26 protein-coding genes and 2 pseudogenes are annotated in these 24,935 nt (G+C 70.1%); 11 read left to right on the top strand and 17 right to left on the bottom strand.

The genetic code is table 11. From position 1 onward, the window contains the following. Positions 1 to 279: 279 nt before the first annotated feature. The gene (locus tag ABFX81_RS31400; protein WP_007379522.1) at positions 280 to 483 is read left to right on the top strand and encodes a cold-shock protein; all 204 of its coding nucleotides are present in this window, start codon (positions 280 to 282) and stop codon (positions 481 to 483) included. 711 nt (positions 484 to 1,194) lie between these two features. On the opposite strand, the gene ABFX81_RS31395 is transcribed toward ABFX81_RS31400, so the two are convergent. Then, the gene (locus tag ABFX81_RS31395; RefSeq protein WP_086855717.1) at positions 1,195 to 1,935 is read right to left on the bottom strand and encodes a methyltransferase domain-containing protein; all 741 of its coding nucleotides are present in this window, start codon (positions 1,933 to 1,935) and stop codon (positions 1,195 to 1,197) included. Between the two features lie 955 nt (positions 1,936 to 2,890). On the opposite strand from ABFX81_RS31395, the gene ABFX81_RS31390 reads away from it, so the two are divergent. Beyond that, positions 2,891 to 4,234 (top strand): MFS transporter, encoded by a 1,344-nt coding sequence (locus ABFX81_RS31390; RefSeq protein ID WP_086855335.1) that lies wholly within the window; start codon positions 2,891 to 2,893, stop codon positions 4,232 to 4,234. Between the two features lie 379 nt (positions 4,235 to 4,613). Here ABFX81_RS31390 and ABFX81_RS31385 read toward each other — a convergent pair whose 3' ends face one another. From ABFX81_RS31385 to ABFX81_RS31370, 4 genes are all read right to left on the bottom strand, one after another. Next, positions 4,614 to 4,985, bottom strand: a complete 372-nt coding sequence (locus ABFX81_RS31385; RefSeq protein ID WP_086855333.1) for a hypothetical protein — start codon at positions 4,983 to 4,985, stop codon at positions 4,614 to 4,616. Beyond that, positions 4,985 to 5,635: a class F sortase gene (locus ABFX81_RS31380; protein ID WP_346138990.1), complete on the bottom strand. Its 651-nt coding sequence runs from the start codon at positions 5,633 to 5,635 to the stop codon at positions 4,985 to 4,987. The genes ABFX81_RS31385 and ABFX81_RS31380 overlap by 1 nt, the downstream gene beginning before the upstream one ends. Continuing rightward, positions 5,628 to 6,455, bottom strand: a complete 828-nt coding sequence (locus ABFX81_RS31375) for a DUF4397 domain-containing protein (RefSeq protein WP_086855332.1) — start codon at positions 6,453 to 6,455, stop codon at positions 5,628 to 5,630. The genes ABFX81_RS31380 and ABFX81_RS31375 overlap by 8 nt, the downstream gene beginning before the upstream one ends. A 106-nt stretch (positions 6,456 to 6,561) precedes the next feature. Next, positions 6,562 to 7,170 carry a sigma-70 family RNA polymerase sigma factor gene (locus ABFX81_RS31370; RefSeq protein ID WP_086855331.1) on the bottom strand — a complete coding sequence of 203 codons (609 nt, stop codon included), beginning with the start codon at positions 7,168 to 7,170 and terminating at the stop codon, positions 6,562 to 6,564. Between the two features lie 161 nt (positions 7,171 to 7,331). On the opposite strand from ABFX81_RS31370, the gene ABFX81_RS31365 reads away from it, so the two are divergent. Together ABFX81_RS31365 and ABFX81_RS31360 are read left to right on the top strand one after the other, a co-directional pair. Continuing rightward, positions 7,332 to 8,330, top strand: a complete 999-nt coding sequence (locus ABFX81_RS31365) for a MerR family transcriptional regulator (protein ID WP_346138989.1) — start codon at positions 7,332 to 7,334, stop codon at positions 8,328 to 8,330. Positions 8,331 to 8,490: 160 nt separating this feature from the next. Further along, positions 8,491 to 8,880, top strand: a complete 390-nt coding sequence (locus ABFX81_RS31360) for a lycopene cyclase family protein (RefSeq protein WP_428837236.1) — start codon at positions 8,491 to 8,493, stop codon at positions 8,878 to 8,880. Between the two features lie 153 nt (positions 8,881 to 9,033). Here the strand turns inward: ABFX81_RS31360 and ABFX81_RS31355 are convergent, their stop codons facing one another. Further along, the gene (locus ABFX81_RS31355) at positions 9,034 to 10,647 is read right to left on the bottom strand and encodes a DUF2867 domain-containing protein (RefSeq protein WP_086848840.1); all 1,614 of its coding nucleotides are present in this window, start codon (positions 10,645 to 10,647) and stop codon (positions 9,034 to 9,036) included. A 234-nt stretch (positions 10,648 to 10,881) separates the two neighbouring features. Continuing rightward, on the bottom strand, positions 10,882 to 11,439 hold the full coding sequence (locus ABFX81_RS31350; RefSeq protein ID WP_086848842.1) for a TetR family transcriptional regulator C-terminal domain-containing protein: 558 nt from the start codon (positions 11,437 to 11,439) through the stop codon (positions 10,882 to 10,884). 88 nt (positions 11,440 to 11,527) lie between these two features. On the opposite strand from ABFX81_RS31350, the gene ABFX81_RS31345 reads away from it, so the two are divergent. After that, positions 11,528 to 12,685, top strand: coding sequence for an FAD-dependent monooxygenase (locus ABFX81_RS31345; RefSeq protein ID WP_086848844.1), 1,158 nt, complete (start codon positions 11,528 to 11,530; stop codon positions 12,683 to 12,685). A gap of 576 nt (positions 12,686 to 13,261) precedes the next feature. Further along, entirely contained in the window at positions 13,262 to 13,990 is a 729-nt protein-coding gene (locus tag ABFX81_RS31340) for an alpha/beta fold hydrolase (RefSeq protein ID WP_086848846.1), read from the top strand. A gap of 671 nt (positions 13,991 to 14,661) precedes the next feature. On the opposite strand, the pseudogene ABFX81_RS31335 reads toward ABFX81_RS31340, so the two are convergent. Both ABFX81_RS31335 and ABFX81_RS31330 read right to left on the bottom strand, forming a co-directional pair. After that, positions 14,662 to 14,781: pseudogene (locus ABFX81_RS31335) on the bottom strand (IS5/IS1182 family transposase); the annotation flags it as partial. 33 nt (positions 14,782 to 14,814) lie between these two features. Further along, the gene (locus tag ABFX81_RS31330; RefSeq protein WP_346138987.1) at positions 14,815 to 15,546 is read right to left on the bottom strand and encodes a DUF6082 family protein; all 732 of its coding nucleotides are present in this window, start codon (positions 15,544 to 15,546) and stop codon (positions 14,815 to 14,817) included. Between the two features lie 266 nt (positions 15,547 to 15,812). Here ABFX81_RS31330 and ABFX81_RS31325 point away from each other — a divergent pair, with 266 nt between their 5' ends. The 3 genes from ABFX81_RS31325 to ABFX81_RS31315 all read left to right on the top strand — a co-directional run bounded on the left by ABFX81_RS31325 (position 15,813) and on the right by ABFX81_RS31315 (position 18,553). Next, positions 15,813 to 16,310, top strand: coding sequence for a VOC family protein (locus ABFX81_RS31325; RefSeq protein WP_086848851.1), 498 nt, complete (start codon positions 15,813 to 15,815; stop codon positions 16,308 to 16,310). 377 nt (positions 16,311 to 16,687) lie between these two features. Further along, positions 16,688 to 17,638 (top strand): hypothetical protein, encoded by a 951-nt coding sequence (locus tag ABFX81_RS31320; RefSeq protein ID WP_346138986.1) that lies wholly within the window; start codon positions 16,688 to 16,690, stop codon positions 17,636 to 17,638. 474 nt (positions 17,639 to 18,112) lie between these two features. After that, positions 18,113 to 18,553, top strand: coding sequence for a VOC family protein (locus tag ABFX81_RS31315; protein WP_086848854.1), 441 nt, complete (start codon positions 18,113 to 18,115; stop codon positions 18,551 to 18,553). Here the strand turns inward: ABFX81_RS31315 and ABFX81_RS31310 are convergent. The 3 genes and pseudogenes from ABFX81_RS31310 to ABFX81_RS31300 all read right to left on the bottom strand — a co-directional run. Continuing rightward, positions 18,499 to 18,937, bottom strand: a pseudogene (locus tag ABFX81_RS31310) (hypothetical protein); the annotation flags it as partial. The gene ABFX81_RS31315 and the pseudogene ABFX81_RS31310 sit on opposite strands and share 55 nt — an antisense overlap. A gap of 9 nt (positions 18,938 to 18,946) precedes the next feature. Continuing rightward, a complete protein-coding gene (locus ABFX81_RS31305) occupies positions 18,947 to 19,702 on the bottom strand; it encodes an AAA family ATPase (RefSeq protein ID WP_346138985.1) in 756 nt (251 codons plus the stop codon). A gap of 394 nt (positions 19,703 to 20,096) precedes the next feature. After that, positions 20,097 to 20,471: a hypothetical protein gene (locus ABFX81_RS31300; RefSeq protein ID WP_086848859.1), complete on the bottom strand. Its 375-nt coding sequence runs from the start codon at positions 20,469 to 20,471 to the stop codon at positions 20,097 to 20,099. Between the two features lie 186 nt (positions 20,472 to 20,657). Between ABFX81_RS31300 and ABFX81_RS31295 the strand changes: the two genes are divergently transcribed. Beyond that, positions 20,658 to 21,167: a MarR family winged helix-turn-helix transcriptional regulator gene (locus ABFX81_RS31295; RefSeq protein ID WP_346138984.1), complete on the top strand. Its 510-nt coding sequence runs from the start codon at positions 20,658 to 20,660 to the stop codon at positions 21,165 to 21,167. Between the two features lie 86 nt (positions 21,168 to 21,253). Here the strand turns inward: ABFX81_RS31295 and ABFX81_RS31290 are convergent, their stop codons facing one another. From ABFX81_RS31290 to ABFX81_RS31275, 4 genes are all read right to left on the bottom strand, one after another. Beyond that, a complete protein-coding gene (locus ABFX81_RS31290; RefSeq protein ID WP_086847431.1) occupies positions 21,254 to 21,679 on the bottom strand; it encodes a TIGR03618 family F420-dependent PPOX class oxidoreductase in 426 nt (141 codons plus the stop codon). A gap of 73 nt (positions 21,680 to 21,752) precedes the next feature. Next, complete coding sequence (locus ABFX81_RS31285; RefSeq protein WP_086847433.1) at positions 21,753 to 22,145, bottom strand: nuclear transport factor 2 family protein; 393 nt, start codon at positions 22,143 to 22,145, stop codon at positions 21,753 to 21,755. A gap of 35 nt (positions 22,146 to 22,180) precedes the next feature. Beyond that, positions 22,181 to 22,963 (bottom strand): MBL fold metallo-hydrolase, encoded by a 783-nt coding sequence (locus ABFX81_RS31280; protein WP_086847435.1) that lies wholly within the window; start codon positions 22,961 to 22,963, stop codon positions 22,181 to 22,183. Positions 22,964 to 23,011: 48 nt separating this feature from the next. Next, on the bottom strand, positions 23,012 to 23,392 hold the full coding sequence (locus ABFX81_RS31275) for a VOC family protein (protein ID WP_086847437.1): 381 nt from the start codon (positions 23,390 to 23,392) through the stop codon (positions 23,012 to 23,014). A gap of 290 nt (positions 23,393 to 23,682) precedes the next feature. Between ABFX81_RS31275 and ABFX81_RS31270 the strand changes: the two genes are divergently transcribed. Further along, entirely contained in the window at positions 23,683 to 24,564 is an 882-nt protein-coding gene (locus tag ABFX81_RS31270; RefSeq protein WP_086847439.1) for a radical SAM protein, read from the top strand. A gap of 33 nt (positions 24,565 to 24,597) precedes the next feature. Here the strand turns inward: ABFX81_RS31270 and ABFX81_RS31265 are convergent, their stop codons facing one another. After that, entirely contained in the window at positions 24,598 to 24,933 is a 336-nt protein-coding gene (locus ABFX81_RS31265) for a winged helix-turn-helix transcriptional regulator (protein ID WP_086847441.1), read from the bottom strand. Positions 24,934 to 24,935 lie beyond the last annotated feature (2 nt).

Here is a 24,935-nt window from a genome sequence, read left to right as displayed (position 1 = left end):
ATCGCATGAGTCACCAGTTCACTGACGACGCGTTCGGCGTCCAGCACCTGGGGCCCAGGCACGAGAGATGGCTGGCGGTCTGCGAGGCGGCCCGGCCGCGTCGTTAGCGGCTGGCGTCCGGGCGGTGTAGCGTCGATATTCAGCAGTCGTGGTTCCGAAGTCCCGTTCGCCCGTGATCACGATCATGGGCGTTCTTGCTGTTCAGCGCCTCTCCGGACCAGGGCGATCACCTCCCGGGCCCGCAGGGTGCGAGCCTGGGTTTCCTCGAAGGAGCAGGTCATGGCCAAGGGCACCGTGAAGTGGTTCAACAGCGAAAAGGGATTCGGCTTCATCGAGCAGGAGGGCGGCGGACCTGACGTCTTCGCCCACTACTCCAACATTGCCGCTCAGGGCTTCCGTGAGCTGCAGGAGGGGCAGAAGGTCGAGTTCGACGTCACGCAGGGACAGAAGGGACCGCAGGCGGAGAACATCCGGCCGGCGTGACCACAGTGCCGCGCACGGACCCATCGCCGCTGGGGGTGTGACACACTCCCGGTCACCGGTGCGCTGTCACCGGTGAGCCGTGCATGCGGCTCCGCAAGGCCCGCGTCCCCCGTTGTGCGGGTCGTTGCTTCCGGGGCGGGCAGGCGTTCCCCCGTCGCCTGCCCGCCCCGCCCCCAAACGCGCGCCCGCGAGCAGGCCGCCGCGCGACACGGTGACCACCGGCCACCCCCCCACGGTCATGGTGCGTCGGCCGGCGAGCTGGGCGGCGTGGGCGTTGGGGCGGTAGCCCAGCCCGGCCGCCGCCGTCCGTGCTGCCTCCCGGCGCCCTGCGGAGACACGGGGGTCGTTCGGCATCACCAGGCACCTGGCCAGGGACCGCGATAGGCCGGCTCGGGCCGCGACACCGGGGCTGACGTCGGCGTGCGGATCAGGTCGGCTCAGGCAGGGTGCGCACGGGCCCGTCCGCGCTCGCGTGTCCTACCGGGACTTCCTGGCCGTACGGAACTTGAACACGATGCCATCCATGACTTGGCGGTGATCCCGCCACCTGCCCGGGGCACGGCCCACCGGCGGCAGCAACGGCTCAATCACTGCCCACGCGGCCTCAGAGATTTCCCCATCCACGACCGATCCAACGATCGGATGATCGGCAAGGCACCCCCCTAGGCCTGCCCGGCGAGGGGATGCCTTCACGTCTCGGCGCGGCGGAACTTACGGTTTGTGGGTTACCCAGAGAAGTTCCGCCGGCCAGCGGTGTGCCCAGTCGGGTGGGTCGGTTTTGTTGTAGCCGTTGGGTGTTCCGAGTTCGGGCCGCGGCTCGATGAGGTCGTCGATGATGAGACCCGCGCCGCGCAGGACCTTGACCCAGTCGCCGTAGGTGAGCTGATAGCTGGTCGCGCCGTCGTCTTCGGCGATGGTGTTCAGCCCGAAGTAGTCCTGCTGCAGCGTCGTGGTCACGCGGCTGGCGGCTTCGTCGTAGCAAGCTTCGAACCATGGGCTGGCGACGTTGAACACCAGGCGCCCGCCTCGGCCCAAGACGCGTGCGGCCTGCGGGACGGCCAGGTGCGGGGGCGCCCAGCTGAGCCCACCGAAGTCGCAGAACACCAGGTCGAAACTGTCGGCGGCGAAGGGGAGTTGTTCGGCGGCGCCTTGTACTAGCGGGTAGCGGGCCGCTCCCATCGCGCGGGCCGCTGCCGCGAGTTGGGCTTCGGAAAGGTCGAGCCCGACCACGGTGGCGCCCTCGGCGGCGAGCGCCCTGGACCACTGGCCGGCGCCGCAGCCGAGTTCGAGGACGCGCTTGCCGGTGACGTCGCCCAGGGCGTGCAGGTGCGCGTCAGGGATGGAGTACATGCCCCACAGCCGAGGTGTGGCGCCGATTCGCGGGTCGTGCTCGTGCTGGTAGGCGCTGCTGATCCGGTTCCAGAGCCGCCGGTTGGCGGGGATGCTGTCCACGTGCCGACTCCAGCACTGCCTGCCGGGGGCGGTCAACACGATTAGGGCACTGGCCGGCCCTCGCCTCGGTCCGGCCCTGGCTCGGGCCATGATCCGCCGGACGAGCCCTAGCGGGAGGAGACCGAGGAGGAACATCGCCCGCCAGCCGAACCGGACGCGGTCACCCTGGGGCCTCGCGAGGCCGCTGAAGCCGACGAGGCACTGGCCGTCACGACTGAACCGTAGCGGGACCCGGCGGGTGTGACGTTCCTGACCGAACGGCGGCCGGCCCATCTGCCGCCCGACACCCGGCCGCTGCCGTGGTCGCGACCTACGGTCGACTGCTGCGCCCCGGCAGCGGCCGGACCGATCCGCCGTCGAGGGATACAGGGCATGACGACGTTCAAGCGCCGCCGAGGGCTGACTGAGCGACCCGCGAGTGGGCCAGCCGATCGAGGCGGCGGATGAGAAGGCGTTGACCACGACCTTCACCGACTCCCGGCTCTACGTGGCCATCTCCGACCGGCTCACCCCTTCACGGCAACCTCATCCAGACCGGCACCGAATCCTGCCGCCCCGCCATCACCCGAGCCCGGGCCGTCGCCCAGGACGACAAGGCAGGCTGATCGCACTGGCACTCACTTCACTTGGAGGCGTTGCACCCTCAACCTCATTAAAGGGTCGGGTAGTCGCGGACTGATCCCTAGGGATCATGTGCCTTCGGCTCCGGTAGCATCGGTGCCATGTCTGGTGCTTCGTGCGCGGCTTGCGCCGCGGTGACGAGGACGCTCCGCTAGCGGCGGGGCGTTCCTCTCACTTCTGTTGAACGTTCTGTCGCTCCGTGGTGGGACCGGAGCGGCACGTTCGTGCTGCTCGGAACTTCTTCTGGGCAACGGAGTACTCGGTGTTCTCAGGCATTTCCTTTTCGCTCCGGGACGGATCGTCCCCGGTGCGTGCGTGGCTGGTGCTGTGCTGCATGGCCATGCTGCAGTTCTTCATCGCGGTCGACGTGACCGTGGTCAATGTCGCCCTGCCTACGATCGGCGCCGACTTCGGAGTCGACGGTCACGCCCTGACCTGGGTCGTGGTCGGGTACACGATCACCGGCGGCGGGCTGCTGATGCTCGGCGGCAGGCTGGCCGACGTGCTCGGCAGGCGCCGCATCCTCCTGTTCGGCGCAATGCTCTTCGGTGCCGCGTCTTTGCTGGCCGGGCTCGCGCCATCCTTCGCCGTGCTGGTGGCAGCCCGGCTGTTGCAGGGTGCCGGGGAGGCGATCGCCCTTCCGGCGGCGATGGCGGTGATCGTGCTCATGTTTCCCGAGGGCCCGCGCAGGTCGCGGGCGCTGAGCGTGTGGGCGGCCGTCGCGAGCTGTGGCCTCGTCCTGGGGTTCGTGGGGTCCGGGATCATCACCGAACTGCTCGGCTGGCGGTGGATCTTCCTGGTGTCCGTGCCGTTCATCCTGGTCGTGCTCGCCGCAGTGATCTTCCTTGTGCCGAGCGAACGGCCTGCCGAGCCCACACCGCTGGACCTTCCCGGTTCGCTCTTGCTGATCGCGGCTCCACTGCTGTTCACCCTCGGCGTCGTCGAGGCAGGAGAGGCGGACAGCACGCTGCCCTGGCTGCCGCCAGTGGCGCTGGTCGGCGCGGTAGCGGCCGGGGCCCTGTTCGTCGGGGCCGAGCGCCGTTCGCGCAAGCCGCTCGTACCGCTGAGGTTCTTCCGCAATCGGCCGCGCGTCCTGGCCAACCTCGCCACCGCGCTGCTGAGCGCGGCGCTGTCCACCTCGTTCCTGCTGTTCACCTACTACCTGCAGGACCGGTTGGGCGCCGGCCCGCTCCAGGCCGGTTTGACGATGCTGCCCCTGGCGGTGTCCCTGATTGGGGCCTCGGTGCTGGTTCCCCGGCTACTCGGACGGTGGGGCGCCCGGGCCTGTGTCCTGGCCGGCATCGGCTTCACCATGCTGGCGATGGCAGCCATCGCCCTGGTCTCCTCCCTCGGGGCCACCGGTCCGGCGATGGTTCCGGCCATGATGCTCATCGCCGCCGGGATGGGGTTCGGGATCGTGGGACTGCAGTACGTCGCGGTGACCGGGGTGACCGAAGATGACGCCGGCATCGCCTCCGGCGTCCAGCGAGCCGCCGACCAGCTGGGAGGTTCCACCGGCATCACGATCTACGTCGGCATCGGGTTCGCTCCCGCCCTGGACGGTACCGATCCGTTCCTCGCCAGTAGCCTCCTGGCCATCGCCGGGCTCGCGGCGGCCGGGTTCGTCGCCTGGCGGATCTCCCTGCCCGCCGCGGCGATGGAGGATACCCGCGGGTGATCTTGGGCAGGGCTGCGCCCGTCCGACGGTCCGGCCGGGCGCAGCCCTGGAAGCAACAGGTCCGCGCGAACGAGCCCGCGGTACGCGCGGGAAACGTGGCCAGCCGCGCTCCCGCGACGCGCAGGGCCAGTGGGAGCCCGCCGCACAGACGGACCACATCGCGACCCGCTTCGGGGTCCTCATCTTCCCGGTCCCCGCCGCCGGTCCGTCCGAGAACGCTGCCCAACAGCACCTGGCCGCCCCTCACGATTCCCGCTGTCGCCGGCAGCGCCCCCTGGACGGGATCATCTGCCGGATGCATGGCCCTGCCCCGCAGGGGGCAGGCCTGGGTGACGGCACGCACGCCGCGAAGGCCTTTTTGCAGCTGGCCGGCTCTGCATCAAACATTCCGCTTCAACACGTGGCGGGCGACGCCGCCGGCGACCACAGCGCCGGCGACCACGGCGAGGGCGAGTGCGACGAGGAGCTTCCGCTTTGCGCTGCGGCCGAGGGGACTCGGGGGCGGTCGGGCTGGGGCGGACTCGCGTGACAGGTCCTGTGTGATGCGCTGCCAGACCCGCTCCGGGGGTGCGGCCGACAGGTCCACCAGCTCCGCGCTGCGGGCGGCGGTCACCACGCGGGTCATCATCCGTAGTTCGTCGCGGCAGCGGTCGCACCGCTCGACGTGCCGCAGGGCCTCGGCGTCGTCGTCGGTCGGCGGGGTGTTCCGCAGCGCCAGTTCCACCAGGTGCGCGGGTTCTACGTGGACCACTACGCCCTCCCGTTCCCCGGACCCCGCGTCTCGGCGGGCTCCGCCGTGACGACGAGGTTGGACAGATAGCCGCCCCGCTCGGGGACGAACGGCGGTGCGCAGGTGATGAGCGTCAGGACGGGGGCACCGGACCGGCGGAACACCGAGGAGGGCAGCTCGTCCTTCGGCACGGTGACGCGCGAGACGACGCGGTAGTGCACCGGTTCCGCCCCCGCCCGCCGCACCTCGACACGATCCCCGCGCCGCACGTCGTACAGCGCGGCGAATTCACCGATCTCACCGGTCTCGCTGTCGACGTGCCCGACGAGCACGGCCGATCCCCGCTCACTGCCAGGTGCCGGGCCGTAGCGGTACCAGCCGGCCACGGAGGGCTCGTCGGGCACGGTCATGTCTCCGCGGTTCGTCACGCCCACCGGGCCGACCCGGGCGTCGAGGCCCACGCCGCGCACCAGGACGCGCCGGGGCGGCGGATCCTGCGCCGTGCCGGGGTCCGCCTTCGCGGCCGCCCCGTCCGTACGTCCGGAGGTCGCGGCCACGACGGCGGGCGGGGGCGCGGCCGGGTGTGACGGCCCGTCCGGAAAACCGAGGACGGCTGCCAGAGCGGCAGCCGCCACGGTCAGTCCGGTCAGCCGTCGCGCGCTGTCAGCCACGCCGGCCGGCGACCCTGCGGGCCGCCAGGACGCCCGTCACCGTGACCACTCCGGCCGCGGCGGCCCAGGCCGGCCACGTGTCGGAGGAGTTCGTGGTGACGGCGGCACCGCTGCCGCCCGCGTCGACGCCCTTGGGCGCCGATGCCATGCCGCTGAAGGACTGGGTCTTCAGGGCCAGGTTCTTGTCGCCGGCGCTGCCCCATGCGTAGACGACGTTGCTGGTGCCTTCCTCCAGGCTCAGATCGGCCGGGCCTATGGCCACGGTGTCCGTACCGGCGAGCACCACGTCGGCGTTGACCGTGCCCGCGTCGACCTCGGCGGTGTCCTCCTTCGGGTTGGTGAGGTTGCTGAAGACGGGCTGTCCGCCGGCTCGGACATCGACGGCGGGCGCGGCCGCGACATGGCGGACCGTCAGACGCGCATTGCCGGCGCCGACCTGCGAGACGTCGTTGACGAAGGCCGTCAGCTGGGGCTTGCCGTCGGCGGAGAGATGGGCGGCGACCGTGGCGTTGGCGCCCTCGGGCACCTCGACCTTCTTCTCCAGGGCGGGAGTGCCCTCGGGTCCCTTGCCCGGTTCGAAGATCTGGATGTCGTAGGTCCCGGCGTCGAGGGACTGCGGGTCCGTCACCGTGCCGGGCTTGAAGTCGCTGAGCAGTTCGTCGCCGTTGGCGTACACGTCCACGGTCATCCCCGGGATGCCGTGGAAGACGGACACCATGGCCTTGTCCTGCTTCTCGGCCATGGCGGGTGCGGCCATGCCGAGGGCCAGGGCGCAGGCGCCGGCCGAGGCTGCGACGGCGAGGTGGATTCGGGAGCTCATGGGATCTTCCCTTCAGAAGGAGTCTCCGTACGGTGCGGAGTCTCAGTCCCGTTTCAGGTGTGGGGGCCGCCGCGGATGCGCGGCCGGCGGTGCTTCTTCGACGCGGTCACATGCCCGTGCCGGGAGCGGCGGACTGTTCGATCACCAGGCGCAACCGGTGCAGGCCGCGGCGGGCGTGGCTCTTGACGGTGCCCAGGGGCAGGCCGGTGCGTTCCGCGATCTGCGCCTGGGTCAGGTCCTCGTAGAAGGCCATGCAGAGCACTTCGCGCTGCTGCTGCGGCAGCCGGGACAGGGCGTCGACGAGCAGCACCCGGTCCAGGACCCGGTCCGGGGCCGTCTCGCCCTGCTCCGCGCCGGCGTCGGTGGTGTGGGCGGCCGAGTCGACGAGCGCCAGACGTCTCGTCCTGGCCGCCAGCGCGTCGACGGTCTTGCGGCGGGTGATGCCGACCAGCCAGGCGCCGAGCGGGCCCCGTTCCGGGCGGAAGCCGGACCGCCCGTGCCAGGCGCCGAGAAAGACCTGCTGGGTCACGTCCTCCGCCTCGTGGGCGTCACCGAGCAGCCGGGTGGCCATGGTGTGGACGAGCGAGCCCCAGCGCCGGTAGATCGCGGCGAACGCCTCCTCATCGGCCGCTGCAAGGCCACGGGCCAGCTCCTCCTCGTAGCGCGTCTCCTCCACGGGCGGGGCGAGGGTCGTGGATGGCGTGTTCGTGATCATGGCCTGGTTCCTCCTGCCGAGCGCCGTGCGGGACGGAAGACCGTCTGCCGAACCGCACCGGCCGCGTTGTGCGGAGCGGCGACCATGCGCTCGAGAACCAGTCTTCGGCGCACAAACGACGCAGTACAACATGCATCGATTGTGCGTCGTACAGTGGAGGCATGGCCGTACACGAACGGGATGACGAGGGCGTGCCGACGGGCGCCGGGCTGACCACCGGCGAGGTGGCCCGGCGGCTGGGAGTGGCACCCACCACGGTCCGCACCTGGGACCGCCGCTACGGCCTCGGTCCCGCCGCACACACCGGCGGCCGGCACCGGCGCTGGACGGCCGGGGACATGGCACGGCTGGAGCGGATGTGCGCCCTGACGGCGACCGGCATAGCGCCCGCCGAGGCGGCGCGCATGGTGCGGGGCGATGCCCCGCTCGAAGCGGTCCCCGCCCGGCCGGCCGCCGACGCGGCACCGCGCCCCGCCGTGCGGGCTCGCAGCCGGGCGGGCAGCGGGCTGCGCCTGGGGGACGTGCGTCAGGAATGCAAGGGCATCGCCCGTGCTGCCCTGCGCCTCGATGCCGCCGCGCTGGACGAGCTGCTCGAAGCCACGATCGACGAGCACGGGCTGGTCACCGCCTGGACCGAGGTGATCATGCCGACGCTCCAGGCGGTCGGCCGCAAGTGGGAGAGCTCGGGCGAGAAGTACGTCGAGGTCGAGCACTTCCTGTCCTGGCACGTCTCCGGCGCGCTGCGGCGCAGCACCCCCTCCGCGGTCGCTGACCGCCCGGGCGCCACCACGGTGCTCGCCTGCGTGCCGGGAGAGAACCACACGCTGCCGCTGGAGGTGCTGGCCGCCGCGCTGGCCGAACGCGGCCTGCCGGTACGGATGTTCGGCGGTGCCCTGCCCGTGGAGTCGCTCGTCACGGCCGTACGCCGGACCGGTCCGGCCGCGGTCGGGCTGTGGGCACAGTCCCGTACCACCGCCAGCCGGCCGCTGGCTCAGCACGTCGCCGCTATGGAGTGGGGGGTGCGCGGGGCCCGCCGCAAACCGGTCGTCCTGACGATCGGTCCCGGCTGGGCCGGCCGGACGTCGGCCGGCCTGCCGCGCCCGGCCGGGCTGGCCGAGGCCGTCACGCTTCTGGAGTCGGTCGTGTCGCGCAAGCGCTGATCGGCTGCATCCGAACGCGGCCGACGGCCCCTAAGCGGTGCGGGGAACGAACCGGTGCCGCCGGCCCGGCGGCCGGGAACGGATTGTGGAGATGGCCGGGGTGTGCGTCCTGGGGACCGGTGCCACCGGCGAGCGGGGTGGGACCCGGTGATCCCAGGGCCTGCCGCCGCTTCGGGCGTGGTGGGCTTCGGAGGCGGCGCAATCGGCCTCAGTCTCGAGTCTCGCGCACGGGCTGATCGAGACCGGCGCCGCGACCGTGACCGTGGTGGAGCCGCCGGACGGTCCCGCGCGTCCGGCGGAACGGACCCGATGCTGCTGGGACGAGGACGGCGGCGACTTCGACGAAGCGGTCGCCGCCACCTGGCTCCTGCTGCGGGTGCACGGCCCCCGACGGTGGCGCGCTCACCGTCGATGCGGCCGTCGCGTTACCGCATGGTGCGATCCGCCGCGTACGAACCTCTGGGTGCACGCCCGGCTGGCGTGCTCTTCCGGCGGGGCGTGTGCTGCGCGCGACGGCGCATACGGTGTGCGACGTGCCCGCAGGCGCTGAGGTTCTGCACGGCACTGGGGGCCCGAACCTGACGCCGCGCTCCCGGTACGTGGTCCACTCGCATCCCCCGCGCGCCCTGCCGCCGGCCCGGACGGACCTGCCGCAGCACTTCCGCGGCTGGTTGCGAACAGGACGACCGCGACGGTGATGGCGTCACTCCTGGCGCGGTGAGGCCGGGGACGGGGACCGGGACGGGGGATGCTGCCTCTTCCTTCGCCCGGCGCGGGCCCGTCGGATGCGGGCGGCGCGCGAGGCGCTCCCGCGTCCGCTCGTGCCGCCCGCCGCCCGGGCGATGTTGCGCGCCATGCCGCCGAACACGACGGCGTGGAACGGGGCGACGCTCCACCAGTAGGCGTGGCCCAGCAGGCCGCGCGGATGGAACAGGGCGCGCTGCCGGTACCGGGTGCGGCCCTCGTCGTCGGTCTCGGCGTACATCTCCAGCCAGGCGAGGCCGGGCAGCCGCATCTCTGCGCGCAGCCGCAGCAGATGACCCGGCTCGATCTCCTCGACCCGCCAGAAGTCCAGCGAGTCGCCAACCCTCAGGCGCTCGGTGTCACGCCGTCCCCGGCGCAGCCCGACCCCGCCGGCGAACCGGTCCAGCCAGCCCCGGACCGCCCAGGCCAGTGGAGAGGAGTACCAGCCGTTCTCGCCCCCGATGCCCTCGACCACCTTCCACAGCGCCTCCCGCGACGCGTCGACCGGCCTGTGCCGCTCGTCCTCGTAGAGGCTGCCGCCGGCCCAGTCCGGGTCCGTGGGCAGCGGGTCACTGGGGGCTCCGGGCACCGAGGCGGAGGACCAGCGCGTGGAGACCTGCGCCTCCCGCACCCTGCGCAGCGCCAGGGACAGGGCCTCGTCGAACGGCAGCGGCCGGCCCGGAGCGTCCGGCACGTACTGGGCGATGTCGTGCTCGTGGCAGACGACCTCGTGCCGCAGCGACTCGGTGAGCGGCCGGGCGAGGGAAGCGGGGACCGGGGTGACGAGGCCCACCCAGTGGCTGGACAGCCGGGGGGTGAGGACCGGGACCGGCACGATGAACCGCCGGGGCAGCCCGGCGACGGAGGCGTACCGGGTCATCATGTCCCGGTAGGTGAGGACGTCCGGCCCGCCGATGTCGAAGGCCCGGTCGACGTCGTCCGGCATGGTGGCCGACCCGACGAGGTAGCGCAGCACGTCCCGGACCCCGATCGGCTGGGTGCGAGTGTGCACCCAGCTGGGCGTGACCATGACGGGCAGGCGTTCGGTGAGGTAGCGCAGCATCTCGAAGGACGCCGACCCCGAGCCGATCACGACGGCGGCCCGCAGCACCGTGGCGGGCACGGGGGAGGCGAGGAAAATCTCTCCCACCTCGGCCCGGGAACGCAGATGCGGGGAGAGCGACTCCTCCGGGACGCCGCGTGGTGTGAGCCCGCCGAGGTAGACGATCCGCCGTACGCCGGCGGCACGCGCCTGTTCGGCGAAGATCCGGGCGGCGGCGCGGTCGGTGTCCTCGAACCGGGAGCCGGTTCCGAGGGCGTGCACCAGGTAGTAGGCGACATCGACCCCGCGCATCGCGGCGGCGACCGACTCCTGATCCGTGACGTCCCCCCGGACGGTCTCGGCCTCCGCCGCCCAGGGGTGGTCGCGGAGTTTGCCGGGGGAGCGGGCGAGGCACCGGACGCGATGACCGGCCTCCAGCAGCTCCGGCACCAAGCGCCCGCCGATGTACCCGGACGCCCCGGTGACCAGGCAGTGCAGCCGCTGCCCGGCCGGCTGTCCGTCCGCCGCCATGATCGTGCCTCCCGTCGTCCTCCGCCGTCGTCGTGCCGCCGGATCAGGGCCAGCCTCGGCATGAACACTTCCCCCTCGGCCGCCCCGGCGGATGCACGACACCTGGCACCGCCGGCCGTTCAGCCGGGTGGAGCATCGGCACCGGCCGTCCGAGGGCCCCAAGGAGCATCTGGTCGTTCGGGCTCTCGCCCGGTGCCAGCAACTGGGCTCTCGCCCGGTGCCAGCAGGTATGGGCTATCGAAGCGCCGCCGCCACCAGCCCGCGGATCTCCTGGTCCGACACGGTTCCGCCCCTCACCAGGCGGTCGAAAACCAATCCGTCCACACAGGTCAGCAGCGTGACAGTACGGTCCTCGGCGTCTGCGACGCCTTGCGCGGCCAGGAAGTCGCGCGCGGCTTGTCGTGCTGCGTTCTGGCGCGGCACGAGGATCTCCTGCAGCTCGGGGTGGTGCACACTCTCGATGGCGCACGCGTATCGCGCGAGGGAGCGTCGTCGTCCCTCCCCCGTGAGCCGTTGCTCGACGAAGGCAGCGATCCCGGCCACCATTTCCTCGGCATTCCGCGGCACCGGCGCCTGTTCCCCGATCGCCTGGAGTTCTGCCTGGTCAAGGGCGACCAGACGCCGGACCAGTGCGGTGAGCAGTGCCTGGCGGGTGCGGTAGTAGGCGGAGGTGGTGCCGGGTGGCAGGTCTGCTGCCCGGTCCACCGCGCGGTGGGTCAGTCCCCGGATTCCGGCCTCGGCGAGTACGCCAATGGCCGCATCGGCAAGGACGGTACGTCGATCTGTGGGCATCCCCCTTTTCTACACCTGTAGAGGAGCGAGGTACTCTCCTTCTACAGCTGTAGAAGGATCACGGCAGGGCGGAAGAGGGAGGGCCGGTATGGGTGGCAGCGCGGTGGTGGTGGGCGGAGGCATCGGCGGGCTGGCAGCCGCGATCGGTCTGCGCCTGATCGGCTGGGAGGTGACGGTTACCGAACGCGTCCCCGTCCTCGCTGACGTGGGTGCGGGCATCTCCCTGCACGCCAACGGCATCCGTGCCCTGGACGTCCTAGGCGTCGGCGAGGCGGTGCGCGCGGCTGCGCGGCCGCAGTACACCGGAGGCACCCGTGTCCCTGGTGGCGGCTGGCTGGCACGGATGGACGGGACCACTCTTGAGCGCGAGCTGGGCACGCCGATCGTCGGTATCCCCCGGGCTGTGCTGCACCACCTGCTGCGCGCGGCGCTGCCGTCCGAGTGCCTGGTGGTCGGGGCCGAGGTGACGTCCGTCGACCGCTCCGACCCCAACCGGGTCCGGCTACTGCTCGGGGACGCCGCCCTGGAGGCGGATCTGCTCGTGGCCGCCGACGGAGTGGGCAGCCGGCTGCGCGCCCAGCTGTTCCCTCAGCACCCCGGCCCGGCCTACAGCGGGTCGACGGTGTTGCGCGCCATCACCGAGCGTCCGGTCGAGGTGGACAACGACTTCGAGCTGACCTGGGGGAGGGGCGCCGAGTTCGGCCACATCGCGTTCGCCGACGGCCGGGCCGAGTGGCATGCAGTGCTCAACTCGCCGCCCGGGGTGCGGCACGCGGACTCCCTCGCCGCGATGCGCCGCCGCTTCGGCGATTGGCACGATCCGATTCCCGAGTTGCTGGGTGCGACCCGGTCCGACGCCGTTCTGCACCACGACATCCACGAACTGGTGACGCCCTTGCCCTCCTTCACCGCAGGCCGGATCGTCCTGCTCGGTGACGCGGCCCACGCCATGACCCCGAACCTGGGCCAGGGCGCCTGCCAGGCACTGGAGGACGCAGCCGTGCTGGCCGCCGCACTCGCCACCGAGCCCACCGTCGAATCGGCGCTGGCCCGTTACGACACCGAGCGCCGCCCGCGCAGCCAGTCCGTCGCCCGCGCCGCCCGCCAGGCCGGCCGGATGGGCCAACAACTGACGCACCCCCTGGCCGTCGCCGTGCGCAACACTGCTCTCCGGCTGGCCCCCTCCCGCGCGACCGTCCACACCATCCTGCGGCATGCCGGCTGGACACCGCCGGGCCTGGGCTGACGGCACCGGACCCGCTCCACGGCCGGTCAAGAGGCGCTTCTTCGAGCGTCGCTTCGCGATGGGCTGCGGCCACTCCTGACGGCCGTGACGCCCCAAACCTGGCTGTTGTCAGACGGGGCCTGCCCTCAAGGAGCCTCAACACCGCACTGCCCCGCAGCGTTGCTACTTCTCATCGAGATTTTCGGGCCCGGTGATCGCTAAGTGCTGTCCAAAGCCGTCGACAAACGTTCCCCGCTCCCACTTACAGAACCACACTGTCTTGGGGAGCGACCGGTGGGCGTGCATGTCGGTGTGCAAGACCGACGCCGACGGCTGTGAAGAGGACCAGCGCAGGAAGTCGCGACGACACACCAAGTACGTAGTGTCTCGGTGATATCCGGCCACGGAGGCTCCGCAAAAACTCGTTTGCCGGACGAGGGGGGACCACTGCTACCTTTCCGGAGGCCGTGCGAGAGACCGAGGAGGTGGTACCCGTGAACACAGTATCGACATGGGTGCTCCCCTCCGGGGTCACGGTCGGGCGATAGACAGGTCGTCCGGGAGCGCCGTTCCAGTGCACTCCCGAAAGGCACGACCATGCATTTCACTTCCGAGCAACACCTCGACGACGGCGTCCTCGAACGCGAATTTACCCTCGGTGAGATCCCCGGCATCCTGTGGACACCCGCATCCGCATCAGTGCCGCTGATCCTGCTAGGCCACCCTCCCCTCGGGCTGCGCAAGATGTACCCCCGATTGGTGGCACGGGCCCAGCACTCCGCGGCGCAGGGTTTCGCATCGGCCACGATCGAGCTCCCCGGAAGCGGCGACCGGCCCCGTTGGCCCGCCGCCGAGCAGGCCCGCGCCGACCTGCGCCGGGCGATGGAGGCCGGCGAGCCGGTCAGCGACGAGATCGTCGACGCCCTCATCCTCCCGCTGGTCGAAAAGGCGGTCCCGGAATGGCAGGCCACCCTGGACGCCCTCCTTCCGCTGCCCGAGATCGGCGGCCCGGTCGGGTACTCGGGGGGAGTGATCTCCATCGGCATCCGGCTTGCGGTGGTCGAGCCGCGCGTCGTGGCCGCCGGTTTCTTCGCCGGAAGTTTCGTGCCGCGCGCCATGTTCGAGGAGGCCCGCCAGGTCACTATTCCACTGCACGTCCTGCTGCAGTGGGACGACGAAGGGAACGACCGGCAGGCGGCCCTGGACCTGTTCGACGCCTTCGGCTCCAAGGAGAAGTCCCTGTACGCCAACATGGGCGGGCACACCGGCGTCCCGCAGTTCGCGGGAGACGCCGCGGCCCAGTTCTTCACCCGACACCTGAAGTGAGGCCGGGCCGCCAGACCGGCAGCAGACGCTAGTTGATGTCGGTCGGCATGCCGCACATCGAGGACAGGTCCCGGCCCTCCGCAGCACTCCACACCGTGGGCCCCTGCTGAACTCTCGGCAGGGGCCCTGATCGAGAGCCCCCTGTAACTGATGGCCTGACACTGCGACTACGACATGTTGCGAACGCCCTCGTCGCGCGGCTTGTTGCCGCCTGTCGACGAGCCGGACGGTTCGTCCGAACCGAACGTGCGAAGCATCCAAAGACGCCGCCAGATCACCGCCGTGGCAAGGCCCAGGCACAGCAAGGCCAGAGCCGAGGTGCCGTAAACCGGCAGATTCGCTGGCGGGTCTTCCACCCAAGCACGGCCAGGATTCGAGACGGGTCATCACGGTCGTACGTGACGACCAGTGCGGCATCGGTATGCATGTCGGGATACATCCCGGCGTAGTCCGAAAGCTTGACCTCGCTACCGGCCCTTGGCCCGCTCACGAGGCGAACCTTCACGTACTTCGGTTTCGAGTCGACACCCACGACTGTGGCTGCGGAATTGACTCCGCGGGAACGCAGGTCCTGTACCAGGGAATGCGAAGGGAGCCAGAGGCCAAGAGTCATTCCGACGCACAGCAGAAATACCCCCGACATGGCCAGAATCACGCGACGCTGCGGGAGCTTGGGCCGCGGCTGCCACCTCACGCCGCAGGGCGGCCACCAACTTACCGAACTGGCGCGGGCCCAGTCCGGAGAACGGCGTTATCCAGGACGGCTCCGACGCCGTAATCGCACCAGCCACACCGTGTTCATCTAGCCTGTGGGCAGGCAACACCTAACGTCGGCTGCGCAGCAGCGACCCGAGCGCCAGGCCGGCGCCCAGACCGATCAGGGCACCGACCGATGTCCGCAGCGCGGGCGACGCCCCCGCAGGCGGCACGGCAGGCGGACGGGACGCAATGGTCGAGCGAGTCGGCGGTCCGGAAGCGACAGCCCGAGCGTGCTCCTCGCCCACGATGGCCAGGAAGCGACGACCGACCCGGCTTGCGGACGTGCTGGGGATCCACGAGGTGTGAGCCCTGCTCCAGTAATGTCGGCCAGCCTCTCCGGCGAACATCCCGGCGAGCATGTCCCGCAGCAGACCTTCGCGAATGGTCCCGATCTCGAAGCCCATCCACGCGTAGTTCATCATGAGGTCGGCGTAGACATGCCGCTTCTGCTCATGCGGATCGACGATGTCAGTGTCGCCCCACACGGGCTGGAAGAGCGGCATGTCGTCGAGTTCTAGGCGGACGAGCTCCAGGTAGTAGCTGCGAATCCCCTGGACCTGCTCCGCCCTCGCCTGCCGGTTCTGCACGACCAGGGAAACAGCGACGCCGGCCAACGCCAGCGCCGAGACGATCGCCGACGTGAAGCCGTACGCCGCGCCGATCTGACTCAGCCTGTTCCAGTCCACGCCCTTGGAGCCGGATAGTGCCTCCAGCACGAAAGGCGACAACAGCACCACCGTCAGCGCAACCGCAACGACGCCAACCAGCCCCAGAACTCTGCCTGCTCGGCGAGCCACCGATGCTGCAGCCGCGGACCCATGACTCACTATCAGGTCAATCACCCCCAGGCGCGCTGGTCCCCGTGACCAGGTCGAGCCTGAGGCAGCCTACTTCCAGCTGCCGTGCTCAACATCACCCGCCCGCACAACCTCATCCGCACCGGATAGACGGACAACTCGCTGTCGGACGGACCACAGCCACACCAGCTAAAGATCATTTACCGGACGGCCCTTAGAAGCCACCTAGCTTCAGAACGAGCAGCACGCACTCAGGAGGACAGCGAATGACCGTAAAACCGATCCCGAGCGGCTACCACACCGTCACGCCGTGGATCATCTCGCGCGACACATCTGGGCTCATCGACTACCTGAAAGAGGCGTTCGACGCAGAGGAGATCGCCCGGGTCGTCGGGGACGACGGCCGGATCGGACACGCGGAGGTACGGATCGGCGACTCGATCGTCATGCCGTTCGACGCGCCGCCGCACTGGCCGCCGACGCCCGCCTTCCTGCGCCTGTACGTCGAGGACGCCGACGCCGCGTACCGCAGGGCCGTCGCGGCCGGCGGTACGTCCGTGACGGAAGTGACACACCTCTTCTTCGGTGACCGGATCGGACGGGTACGCGATCCGCTGGGCAATCTGTGGTGGCTCCAGACGCGGGTGGAGGATGTCAGTCCGGAGGAGATGGAACGCCGTCTGGGCGACCCGAAGTGGGCCGAGGCGATGGCATACGTCCAGGGTGCCGACTTCTTCCCGGGGGCCTCCGGCTTCGGGGGATGACTCACCCGCACCGGTGTGACGACTGCAAGCAGGGAGCCATCACCGCCGAACGCCAAGCCGAGCACACCGAGCACGGGCACCAGGAGCAGGATTAGGCCGTGCCCAGGCAGAAGACCGGCGGCCCCTGGCTCTCGCGCTTCCGCACCTGACCCGGACAGCTCCGGCCAGGGAGCGCGGGGTACCCCAGGGCGGCTCCGGGACTCGGGCTGTCGGCGGCCGCAAGGCTGCACACCAGCGGGCACAGGCCTGAGCGGCGGTGACGGGGGCGGCCTTCACCAATGTACTGCTCCGCACACCCTCAGCCACCGAAACGTCATAACGCAGCGAAACGGCCTGAGGCGGCACTAAGATCTCCGAACCGAGTACCAGGGGGCAATGTGGTCATCGACGTAGTCGACGCCGTCAGGCTCGCGAAGGCGCACCGGCGGAGGGACAGGCGTCTGCTCGAGTGCCAGGAGGAGCTCGATCAGCGGGCCGCCGAGGAGGACGCTGCCCTGCAGAAGGCACGACAGATGCTCTACGACGAGGCCATCGTCCCCTTCCGTGACGTTTTTCAGCGTCTCAAGCGCGTCGATCTGGTTGAGCTGGCCGCGATCGAGAGGCCAACCGTCGGCGGCAAGGTCGGCATCGAGCCTCGGCGGTCGCGCAAGATTGCCGTGCTGCCCGCCGTCCGCGGGCTGGCAGGTGGCGCGCTCGTGATAGCCGTCCCGCTCGTCGTTGGTCACGCTGCCAAGGCAGGCCCCTATCGTGCGGTGCAGTGCTTCGGCTCCGCCTCGACCGGCAGGCCGATCAAGACGCTGGGCGGGGCGGCGGCTCGCAACGCCGCGGAAGCATGGTTTGGCCGCGGATCTATTGCGGCGGGCGGAGGCGGGAGGGCGGCTGGGAAAATGATGCTGGACAAGATCGAAACAACTTCGGTCAACCTCACGCGGGAAGTCATCGCGAAGTGGCAGATCCAGGGGCTCGAAGACAGCCAGCAGAAGAAGGCCCGGGACCTGGATCGGCGCGAGACGGAGATGGGCGAGGCGCAGGACGCGGCGTCCGCGCTGCATGAGCGCAGCAAGGACATGCGGCGCGTTCTGCACGACCTTCGGTTCACGCTGGTGGGACGGCTCCCGTCATTCACCGCGCTGGTCGAAGCGTGCGACGACCCTGCCCGATACGACTCCCGTCGGCGCGCAGAGGTGGCGGCGATGGTGGATCTCGACGGCCTCGCCGTCATGGTCATGGAATGCCCGATCATCGACGCGGAGGGACGGATGACCGAGGAATCGGGGCGGGTCATCGCGGACGCCGAGGCCCGATTGCGGGCGATGGAGACCGAGTAGCCGCTCCTTGCACGACCTGATCACCATGGTCGGTGAACTGCGCACGCGGGTGTTCCACGTCTTCGCCGCGCTTGGCGGAATTGATCCGGGAGCTGATCATCTCCGGCATTCGCGATGGTCTGGACGCCGCCCGCGCCCGCGGACGGGTCGTCGGCCGTCCCACCGTCGTCAACGACGACATCCTCCGCGTCGCACGCGACCTGCTGCCCAACCCCGAGCATTCGCCACCTCGATCGCCAAGTTCCTCGGTCCGGCCCTGGCCGCACTACAGCCATCCCCGACCTCTGCGAGCCGCGGGCTGATCGCTCCACCCCGGAGGTAAGCACACGCTGCGGCTGATCGTCTTCATGAGAGAGGCGCGCTCCAGATTTTTCGGAGTTCGGCGGTCTGAGGATGTCGAGAACGTGCCACCGGCTCCGTCCCAGGGACATCAGCGACCACCACCGGCCGCACAAGGAAGAAGGAGAAGCCAGCATGGCGATTCAGCGGATGGACAACGTCGGCATCGTCGTCGAGGACATGGATGCCGCCATCGCGTTCTTCGTGGAACTCGGCATGGAGCTGGAGGGCAGGGCGGAGGCCAAGGGCCTCGTCGCCGACCAGTGCACCGGACTCGACGGCGTCCGCTGTGACATCGCGATGGTCAGGACCCCGGACGGCCACAGCCGGCTCGAGCTGGCGAAGTACCGCAGCCCCGCGGCGATCAGCGCCGGGCCGCGCAACCGGCCGCACAACATCCTGGGCACGCACCGCGTCATGTTCGCCGTTGATGACCTCGAGGACACGGTTGCCCGCCTACGTCCCCACGGCGCCGAACTCGTCGGCGAGATCGCCCGGTTCGAGGACAGCTATCTGCTCTGCTACCTCCGCGGCCCGGAGGGCATCATCGTCGGACTGGCGGAGCAACTGCGCTGAGAGGGAAGAACCGAACCGTGCAGCCGAACGAGATCATCGAGGCTCTGAACCGCCCGATCGGCCAGGAGCCGCGGGCCGTGACGTGACCCGCTCGCCGGCCGAGGGCGACCAGTCGCTCCGTTGAGCCCGGTTGCCAACAGGGCGAAGCCGGCTGCGGCCACGACGAGCCCGGAGGCCGTGCCGCAGGTGGCGCCGGCGCTGGCGGTGGTGTCGTCGACCAGTCCCTGGGTTTCGGCGCGGGTGGCCAGGGGACGCCGTCGGTGACGATGGCGGTGCCACTGCGCAGGCCGAAGTTCCAACCCAGCCGAGCAGGACGAGGGCGAGGGCGAGCAGTGGCACGGAGTCGCCCGGTGCCGTGGCGGCGAGGACGCCGGCGGCCAGGAGTCGGTCCTGTCAGACGAAGGTGAAGTGCGCAGCGGCTTCGGCGGGCGTGATTGCTTGGCGGCGTCCCGGGACATCGTGGACGGCGGTTGCGCCCTCGGAGCGGAGCTGATCGGCACCGGCGTCCCGGGTCATGACGGCGGCGTAGGCACGGACGTCCGCGGCGGTGAGGTCCGTGCGGCCTCGCTGGGTGTACTGCTGGAGGAGGTCGGTGACGTCCGGGTCGAACCGCAGCATGGTCACGGGGGCGTTGAAGCGCCTGGCGATGGCGATGAGCCGTGCGCGCGCCTGCGGCGTGACGTTCGTTGACTCGGCGACTGCGCTGTGCCCGGTGGCGAGCCTGGCGACGATCCTCTGGTCACGTTCCTCGAAGATCCGTGCGTCCGCCGCGTCGGATCCCGCTTCCGCGGTTGAGGTGCCGAAAAGCTCCGCGCGGATCTCGTCGCTGGACACCACGGCTTCCGGGTCGATCTGCCGGCGCGCGACCAACGCCCGAACGAAGCTGGTCTTGCCCGAGGCCGGTGCGCCGACGAGGACGACGAGTCCTGCCGGCACTCGGATGACGGGCGCGCGAGCACTGAGGTAGAGGTCACCCGCGCGGTCGAGGGCTTCCTCCGGGGAGCCGGCGGGCAGTCCGCTGGGCAGGATGCTGTCCCGGTAGCTGTCGTTGCTGGCCATGTAGAGGGCGAAGCCCCACGTGTGCGGCACGCCGGTGAAGCGCAGCCGGCACAGCGGCAGGTTCTCCCCGCCGGGCAAGTCGGCTGTCACGTAGGCGAATCCTGTGCGGAAGCGGACGGTGATGGCTTCCACGTGGGGCCAGCATTCGCGGGCGTGGCGGTTCAGACGCCGGCGCAGGTGGTGCTGTATCGATTCCGGTGGGTTCCTCCGCACGGGCCCATCCTGCCGGGTGCGGCGGCGGCCCGCCATGATCGTTGGCCGTGGAGGGTGGGCGACGGGCAGGGCCAGCAGTGGCGGTGGCGATCGATTCGTACGGACGGTGGCCTCGGTGAAGTCCGAGGTGCGGGCCCGGATCGTCCTCGCGGCGGCGGACGGACTCGCCAATGGCGCGATCACCAGGGATGGCCGTCGCATCCAGATCGGCATCTGGAGTCGGGCTCTTGCCGCGTACGGACCGGGAGTTCCGGCGCCGGAACGACAGGCCTCACGACAGCAGCATCCGCGTCCATATGACGGCCAGGAAGGTGCAGGCGAGCGCGAACAGGCTCTGTACGACGGCGCTGACCGGCATTCTCAGGCGGGCGTGCACCACGGCGCCGGTCACCGCCAGGGCCGGAACGCCCCAGACGACGAGCCACATCAGGACGGGGACGTCGCGGGAGTGCACGGTTGCGGAGGGGTTCGACGACTTCGCGCTGCCCATGCCGACCATGACGAACAGCAGCGCGGCGACTACGACGATGACCGCGTCCGCGATCAGGAACAGCAGGGCTACCGCGATGTCGATCAGCCGGGAGGGGCGTTCGCGGGTTTGAGGAGGCGTCGGGGTGTCCTGGTCGTCCGCGGGCGGTGAGGCCATGACCAGACTGCACCACGGAATGGCGTGTTCGGCATCGTCCGGGACCGGATAGCGACCCGACTGTGACCAGCAGTCACCACGACCAACAAGGAGCCGTGCCTCAGCTCGCCCTGCAAGGTCCGGCCGGCCGACGCCGATGACCTACACTTAATCATCTACGGAAGATAGTTCTTCGGAAGATGAGTGATGGCTGACCTGAAGCTGCTGTACCGGGAGCTGGTCTCGCTGGAGATCGAGCTGTGGAGCGGCATCGAGGGGCGGTTGCGGGCCGAGTACGACCTGCCGTTGACCTCGTTCGAGGTGTTGCACCTGCTGTTGCGTCGGCCCGGGCCGCGGATCCAGGACATCGCGGAGGAGTTCTCGATCACGGTGGGCGGCACGAGCAAGGCGGTCGACCGTCTGGAGGCTGCGGGCTTGTGTGAGCGGCGGGCCAATCCGAACGACCGCCGTTCCTCGGTCGTCGAGCTGACGCCTGAGGGGCGCAAGCTGGTGGACGGGGCGCTGAAGGTGTTCGAGGAGGAGCTGGACCTGCGGATCGGGTCGGTGATTCCCGAGCGGTCCGTGCGCGAGGTGACGGCGGTCCTCACCACGCTGCGGGCAGCCGGGCGGGCCCTGGACGCGGAGCGGAAGGCCGCCGGACAGACGCCGGTGCCGGGCGGGCGGGCGCCGAAGCAGCCCGGCCGGCCGGCGTCGTGAGCCACGACGGCTGCGCAGTGCCCGTGGGCTGACAGGCCGCTGCCGGGAGACTGTCTTCACCCGGCCCCGCCCCCTCCGCCCACGGGTCAGTCGGCGATCCCGTCGAAGGCGATGACTTTGTCGATGTGGCCGTGGACGAGGACGTTGCCGGGGCCGCCGTTGCGTGCGGCGTACTCCTCGGCACGGTCGTCGCCCATGTAACGGGCACCGAGGAGACCACTCCAGCGCAGCATGTCGTCGGGGTCCTCGGAGATCTCGGCGCGGCCTTGGAGCAGGACGAACGCGTACGGTGGCCGGTCTTCGTCGACGCAGAGGGCGAACCGTCCGTCACGGGCGAGGTTGCGGCCCTTGACCCCGTCCTTCTCGGTGGTGAGCACGATGTCATCGCCGTCGAGGAGGAACCAGACCGGTGTCACGTGGGGGCTGCCGTCGGCGCGGACGGTCGACAGCTTGCCGGTGCGCGTGCCGTGCGTGACGAACGCCCGCCACTGCTGCTCCGTCATCTTCCGCATGTGGGTGCCTCGCGTTCGTACGGATCGGCTCGTGGGTGTCCGGGGCCCGACTGGGCCTCGGACACCCGGAGGCTCAGCCCCAGAAGGCGTCTTCGGCCGCCAGGTCGCCGGAGAAGAGCCACATCTCGGTGATCTTGCCGCCTGTGATGCGCAGGAGGTCGATGCCGTCCATGTTCATCGACGCGTCGTCGCGGCGGCCGCTGAAGTGGATGGAGGCGGCGACCAGATCGTCGTTGGCCATGAGCGTGTGGATCTTGTCGATGGCGAAGGTGCCCCGGCTGGTCTCCATCATGCCGCCGAGCATCTGGAAGACGGCGTCGCGGCCCTTGTGCTCGCCGGAGAACTGGTTGGCCCCGGGCTGGTGCCAGACGATCGCCTCGTCGAGGAGTTCGCCGAGGGCGGCCATGTCTCCCGTCTGTACGGCCTGGAAGTAGGTGCGGGCGATGTCGATGTTCGGGCTGCTCATGGTGCTTCCTCCACGGGTGTTGGTGCGGGTGGTGGCTATCGGGCGAAGTCGAGGCGGTCGGCCAGGCCGGCGTCGGTGAACGCGGCCTCGATCTCGTGGCGGCCTTCCTTGAAGTGGGCCCAGCTGTCGAAGTGGGCGGGGACGATCCGGCGGGCGCCGAGCAGCTTCGCGGCCCCGGCACCCTGCGCGCTGTCGAGGGTGAGCAGGGCGCCGTCGAACGCGAAGGCCATACGGGCACCGCCGAGGAACAGGACCGCGGTGTCCACCGGAGCGAACTTCTCGGCGATCTCCTCGACGTGCTCCAGGGCGGCGTTGTCGCCGCTGACGTAGACCGAGGGCAGGTCGTCGGAGGTGAGCATGAAGCCGACGACGTCGCCGGAGATCGGCTCGCAGCCGACGGGGCCGTGCCGGGCGGGCAGGCCGGTGACGGTGACGGTGCCGCCGTCGGGCCGCTTGAGCTCAGCCCTCTGCCAGAAGGCCAGCCCCTGCGCGTTGCCGCCCAGACGACCGGCACCGCTGACCGTGGTGAAGACGACCGGCACCTCCGGCAGGAAGGCGCGGCCGGCGTTGTCGAGGTTGTCGTCGTGCTCGTCATGGGAGAGCAGAACGGCGTCGACGCGGCCCAGGTCGGCGGCGGTGACAGGTGACGGCTCGGTCTTGACGAGCTTGTGGCCGCCGGGGAGGGGCATGAGGTACTCGCCCGGCGGGTCGAAGGTCGGGTCGGTGACGAACCTCAGCCCGCCGTACTCGATCACGGTCGTCGGACCGCCGTAGACACGGACGGGGATCTTTTCGCTGGCGGCGCTGGCGCCGGACATCGGGAACCTCCAGGCGGTGAACAGTAGGACGCGGCCCTGCGGGAACGGTCAGGCGGCGGGTACGGAGAACACGCCGAAGTGGTTGCCGGCGGTGTCCCGCAGCCGGGCGAAGGCGAAGCCCGCAGAGTCGGAGACCGGCCCCATGAGGACCTCGGCGCCGAGCCCCCGGCCGCGCTCGACGGTCTCGGCGACGTCCTGGACGAGGACGTAGAAGACCGCGTAGTCGGGAAAGGCGCCCTCCGAGTCCCACACGCCGCCGGTCGGCTGCTGGGCGCCCGGCGGCATCACCGAGTGGTAGGTCACGCCAGGGGTGTTGGTGTTGAGGACGTACTTCCAGTCGAAGAGCTCGCCGTAGAACTCCTTGACCTTCTCCGGCTGGTCGGTGCCGAACTCGAACCAGGCGACCGAGTTGAAGGCCGGAACGGTCATGACACTCACTCCTTACGCTCCCTGGGGAGCTGAACGTGACTCTCTGAGGCAGATGGAATCCAGTCGGTTACCGCCGCGCCCTGTGGGTGCCCGCAGGAACCGGCGAGGGTGAGGGGCCCTGAACCGGTCCGACGTCGTCCAGCAAACCATTTACATTCCACGGAAGCAACTTCCATAGATTATTGTTCCATGGGTGTGGGTTCGGTGCTCTTCGGCCGGCCGGCCCTCGGACAGCGGAGGAACCCGGCGTCTCGCACACGGACGGTCGGGTCAGCGGGAAGGAAGTGGCCATGGAGCCGGTCGAGATCGAGGCGAAGACCCTGATCCAGAAGTCGAAGACACCGTCGAACGACTACGTCATCAACCCCTACACCGGCTGCGTGCTGGGCTGTGCCTACTGCTTCGCCAGCTTCGCCGGGCGGCAGTTCGGCCGATCGGCGCAGGAGTGGGGCGACTACCTGTACGTGAAGAAGAACGCGGTCGAGCTCGCCCGTAAGGAGCTGGCGAAGATGCCGGAGGACAAGCGCCGGGGCACGATGCTGCTCAGCTCGGTCACCGACCCCTACCAGGGCCACGAGACGAAGTACCGGCTCACCCGTGGCATCCTGCGCGAACTGGAGAGGGTCGAGTATCCGGGCCTGGTCCGCATCCTCACCAAGTCACCGGTCGTCACGCGTGACATCGACCTGCTCACCAGCCTGCCGCGCGCCGAGGTCGGCATGAGCGTGACCACCACCGACGACAAGGTCAGCCGCTGGCTGGAGGTGCGCGCCCCACTCGCCTCCCGCCGCCTGCGCACCCTGGCCGAACTCAAAAAGGCATGCATCCCCACCTACGCCTTCGTAGGTCCGCTCCTGCCTCACTTCGCCACCCAGCCCGAGCTCTTGGACGACCTCTTCGGCCGGCTCGTCGACGCGGGGGTGGGTGAGGTGTTCATGGAGCACATCAACCTCAAGCGGTACATCCGCGAGCGCATGGACCAGGTCCTCGCCGGCGAGCCCGAAGGCGTTCGTGAGGCGTATCTCCAGGCGCGGACGAAGGAGCATCGCGATCAACTCGACGCGATCGTGGCGGAGTTGCTGGACAAACATGGTCTGCGGCTGCGCTTCGAGGAGGTCGTTCACCACGACGACAACGACTCCCTGCGGCAGAGGCTCAGATCCTCGCAGTGACCGCGTCCGCGCCGCCGGGCGGGCGGACCTTCATCAGGCGGTGACGTCGGCCTCGGGATCCGGCACCGCCATGGCCCAGGTTCCCATGGCCTCCAGGACTTCGCGCAGCCCCTCGCCGAGAGGGGTCAGCGCGTACTCGACGCGCGGCGGGATCTCCGCGTAGGTCGTGCGGGTCACGATGCCGTGCCGCTCGAACTGGCGCAGCCGACTGGTCAGCGTGTGCGGGCTGATGCCGGGCAGGGCCTCGCGCAGTTGGGTGAAGCGGTGGGGGCCGTGCAGCAGTTCGCGCACGATCAGGGTGGCCCACGGCCCGTTGAGCAGGGTGAGGAACCGGGCGACACCGCACTCGGGGAGACAAGGATCAGTCACGT

It is taken from the genome of Streptomyces coeruleofuscus (assembly GCF_039532725.1).
Classification (GTDB): Bacteria; Actinomycetota; Actinomycetes; order Streptomycetales; family Streptomycetaceae; genus Streptomyces; species Streptomyces coeruleofuscus.
Note: the sequence above shows the minus strand (reverse complement) of the source record. Positions and strands in the feature narration are given on the sequence as shown.

Coding starts and splice junctions, on each gene's coding strand:
- ABFX81_RS31400 (WP_007379522.1), top strand. CDS start 280: ATGGCCAAGGGCACCGTGAAGTGGTTCAACAGCGAAAAGGGATTCGGC.
- ABFX81_RS31390 (WP_086855335.1), top strand. CDS start 2,891: ATGGCCATGCTGCAGTTCTTCATCGCGGTCGACGTGACCGTGGTCAAT.
- ABFX81_RS31375 (WP_086855332.1), bottom strand. CDS start 6,455: ATGAGCTCCCGAATCCACCTCGCCGTCGCAGCCTCGGCCGGCGCCTGC.
- ABFX81_RS31370 (WP_086855331.1), bottom strand. CDS start 7,170: ATGATCACGAACACGCCATCCACGACCCTCGCCCCGCCCGTGGAGGAG.
- ABFX81_RS31365 (WP_346138989.1), top strand. CDS start 7,332: ATGGCCGTACACGAACGGGATGACGAGGGCGTGCCGACGGGCGCCGGG.
- ABFX81_RS31355 (WP_086848840.1), bottom strand. CDS start 10,647: ATGGCGGCGGACGGACAGCCGGCCGGGCAGCGGCTGCACTGCCTGGTC.
- ABFX81_RS31350 (WP_086848842.1), bottom strand. CDS start 11,439: ATGCCCACAGATCGACGTACCGTCCTTGCCGATGCGGCCATTGGCGTA.
- ABFX81_RS31345 (WP_086848844.1), top strand. CDS start 11,528: ATGGGTGGCAGCGCGGTGGTGGTGGGCGGAGGCATCGGCGGGCTGGCA.
- ABFX81_RS31340 (WP_086848846.1), top strand. CDS start 13,262: ATGCATTTCACTTCCGAGCAACACCTCGACGACGGCGTCCTCGAACGC.
- ABFX81_RS31325 (WP_086848851.1), top strand. CDS start 15,813: ATGACCGTAAAACCGATCCCGAGCGGCTACCACACCGTCACGCCGTGG.
- ABFX81_RS31315 (WP_086848854.1), top strand. CDS start 18,113: ATGGCGATTCAGCGGATGGACAACGTCGGCATCGTCGTCGAGGACATG.
- ABFX81_RS31300 (WP_086848859.1), bottom strand. CDS start 20,471: ATGGCCTCACCGCCCGCGGACGACCAGGACACCCCGACGCCTCCTCAA.
- ABFX81_RS31295 (WP_346138984.1), top strand. CDS start 20,658: ATGGCTGACCTGAAGCTGCTGTACCGGGAGCTGGTCTCGCTGGAGATC.
- ABFX81_RS31290 (WP_086847431.1), bottom strand. CDS start 21,679: ATGCGGAAGATGACGGAGCAGCAGTGGCGGGCGTTCGTCACGCACGGC.
- ABFX81_RS31285 (WP_086847433.1), bottom strand. CDS start 22,145: ATGAGCAGCCCGAACATCGACATCGCCCGCACCTACTTCCAGGCCGTA.
- ABFX81_RS31280 (WP_086847435.1), bottom strand. CDS start 22,963: ATGTCCGGCGCCAGCGCCGCCAGCGAAAAGATCCCCGTCCGTGTCTAC.
- ABFX81_RS31275 (WP_086847437.1), bottom strand. CDS start 23,392: ATGACCGTTCCGGCCTTCAACTCGGTCGCCTGGTTCGAGTTCGGCACC.
- ABFX81_RS31270 (WP_086847439.1), top strand. CDS start 23,683: ATGGAGCCGGTCGAGATCGAGGCGAAGACCCTGATCCAGAAGTCGAAG.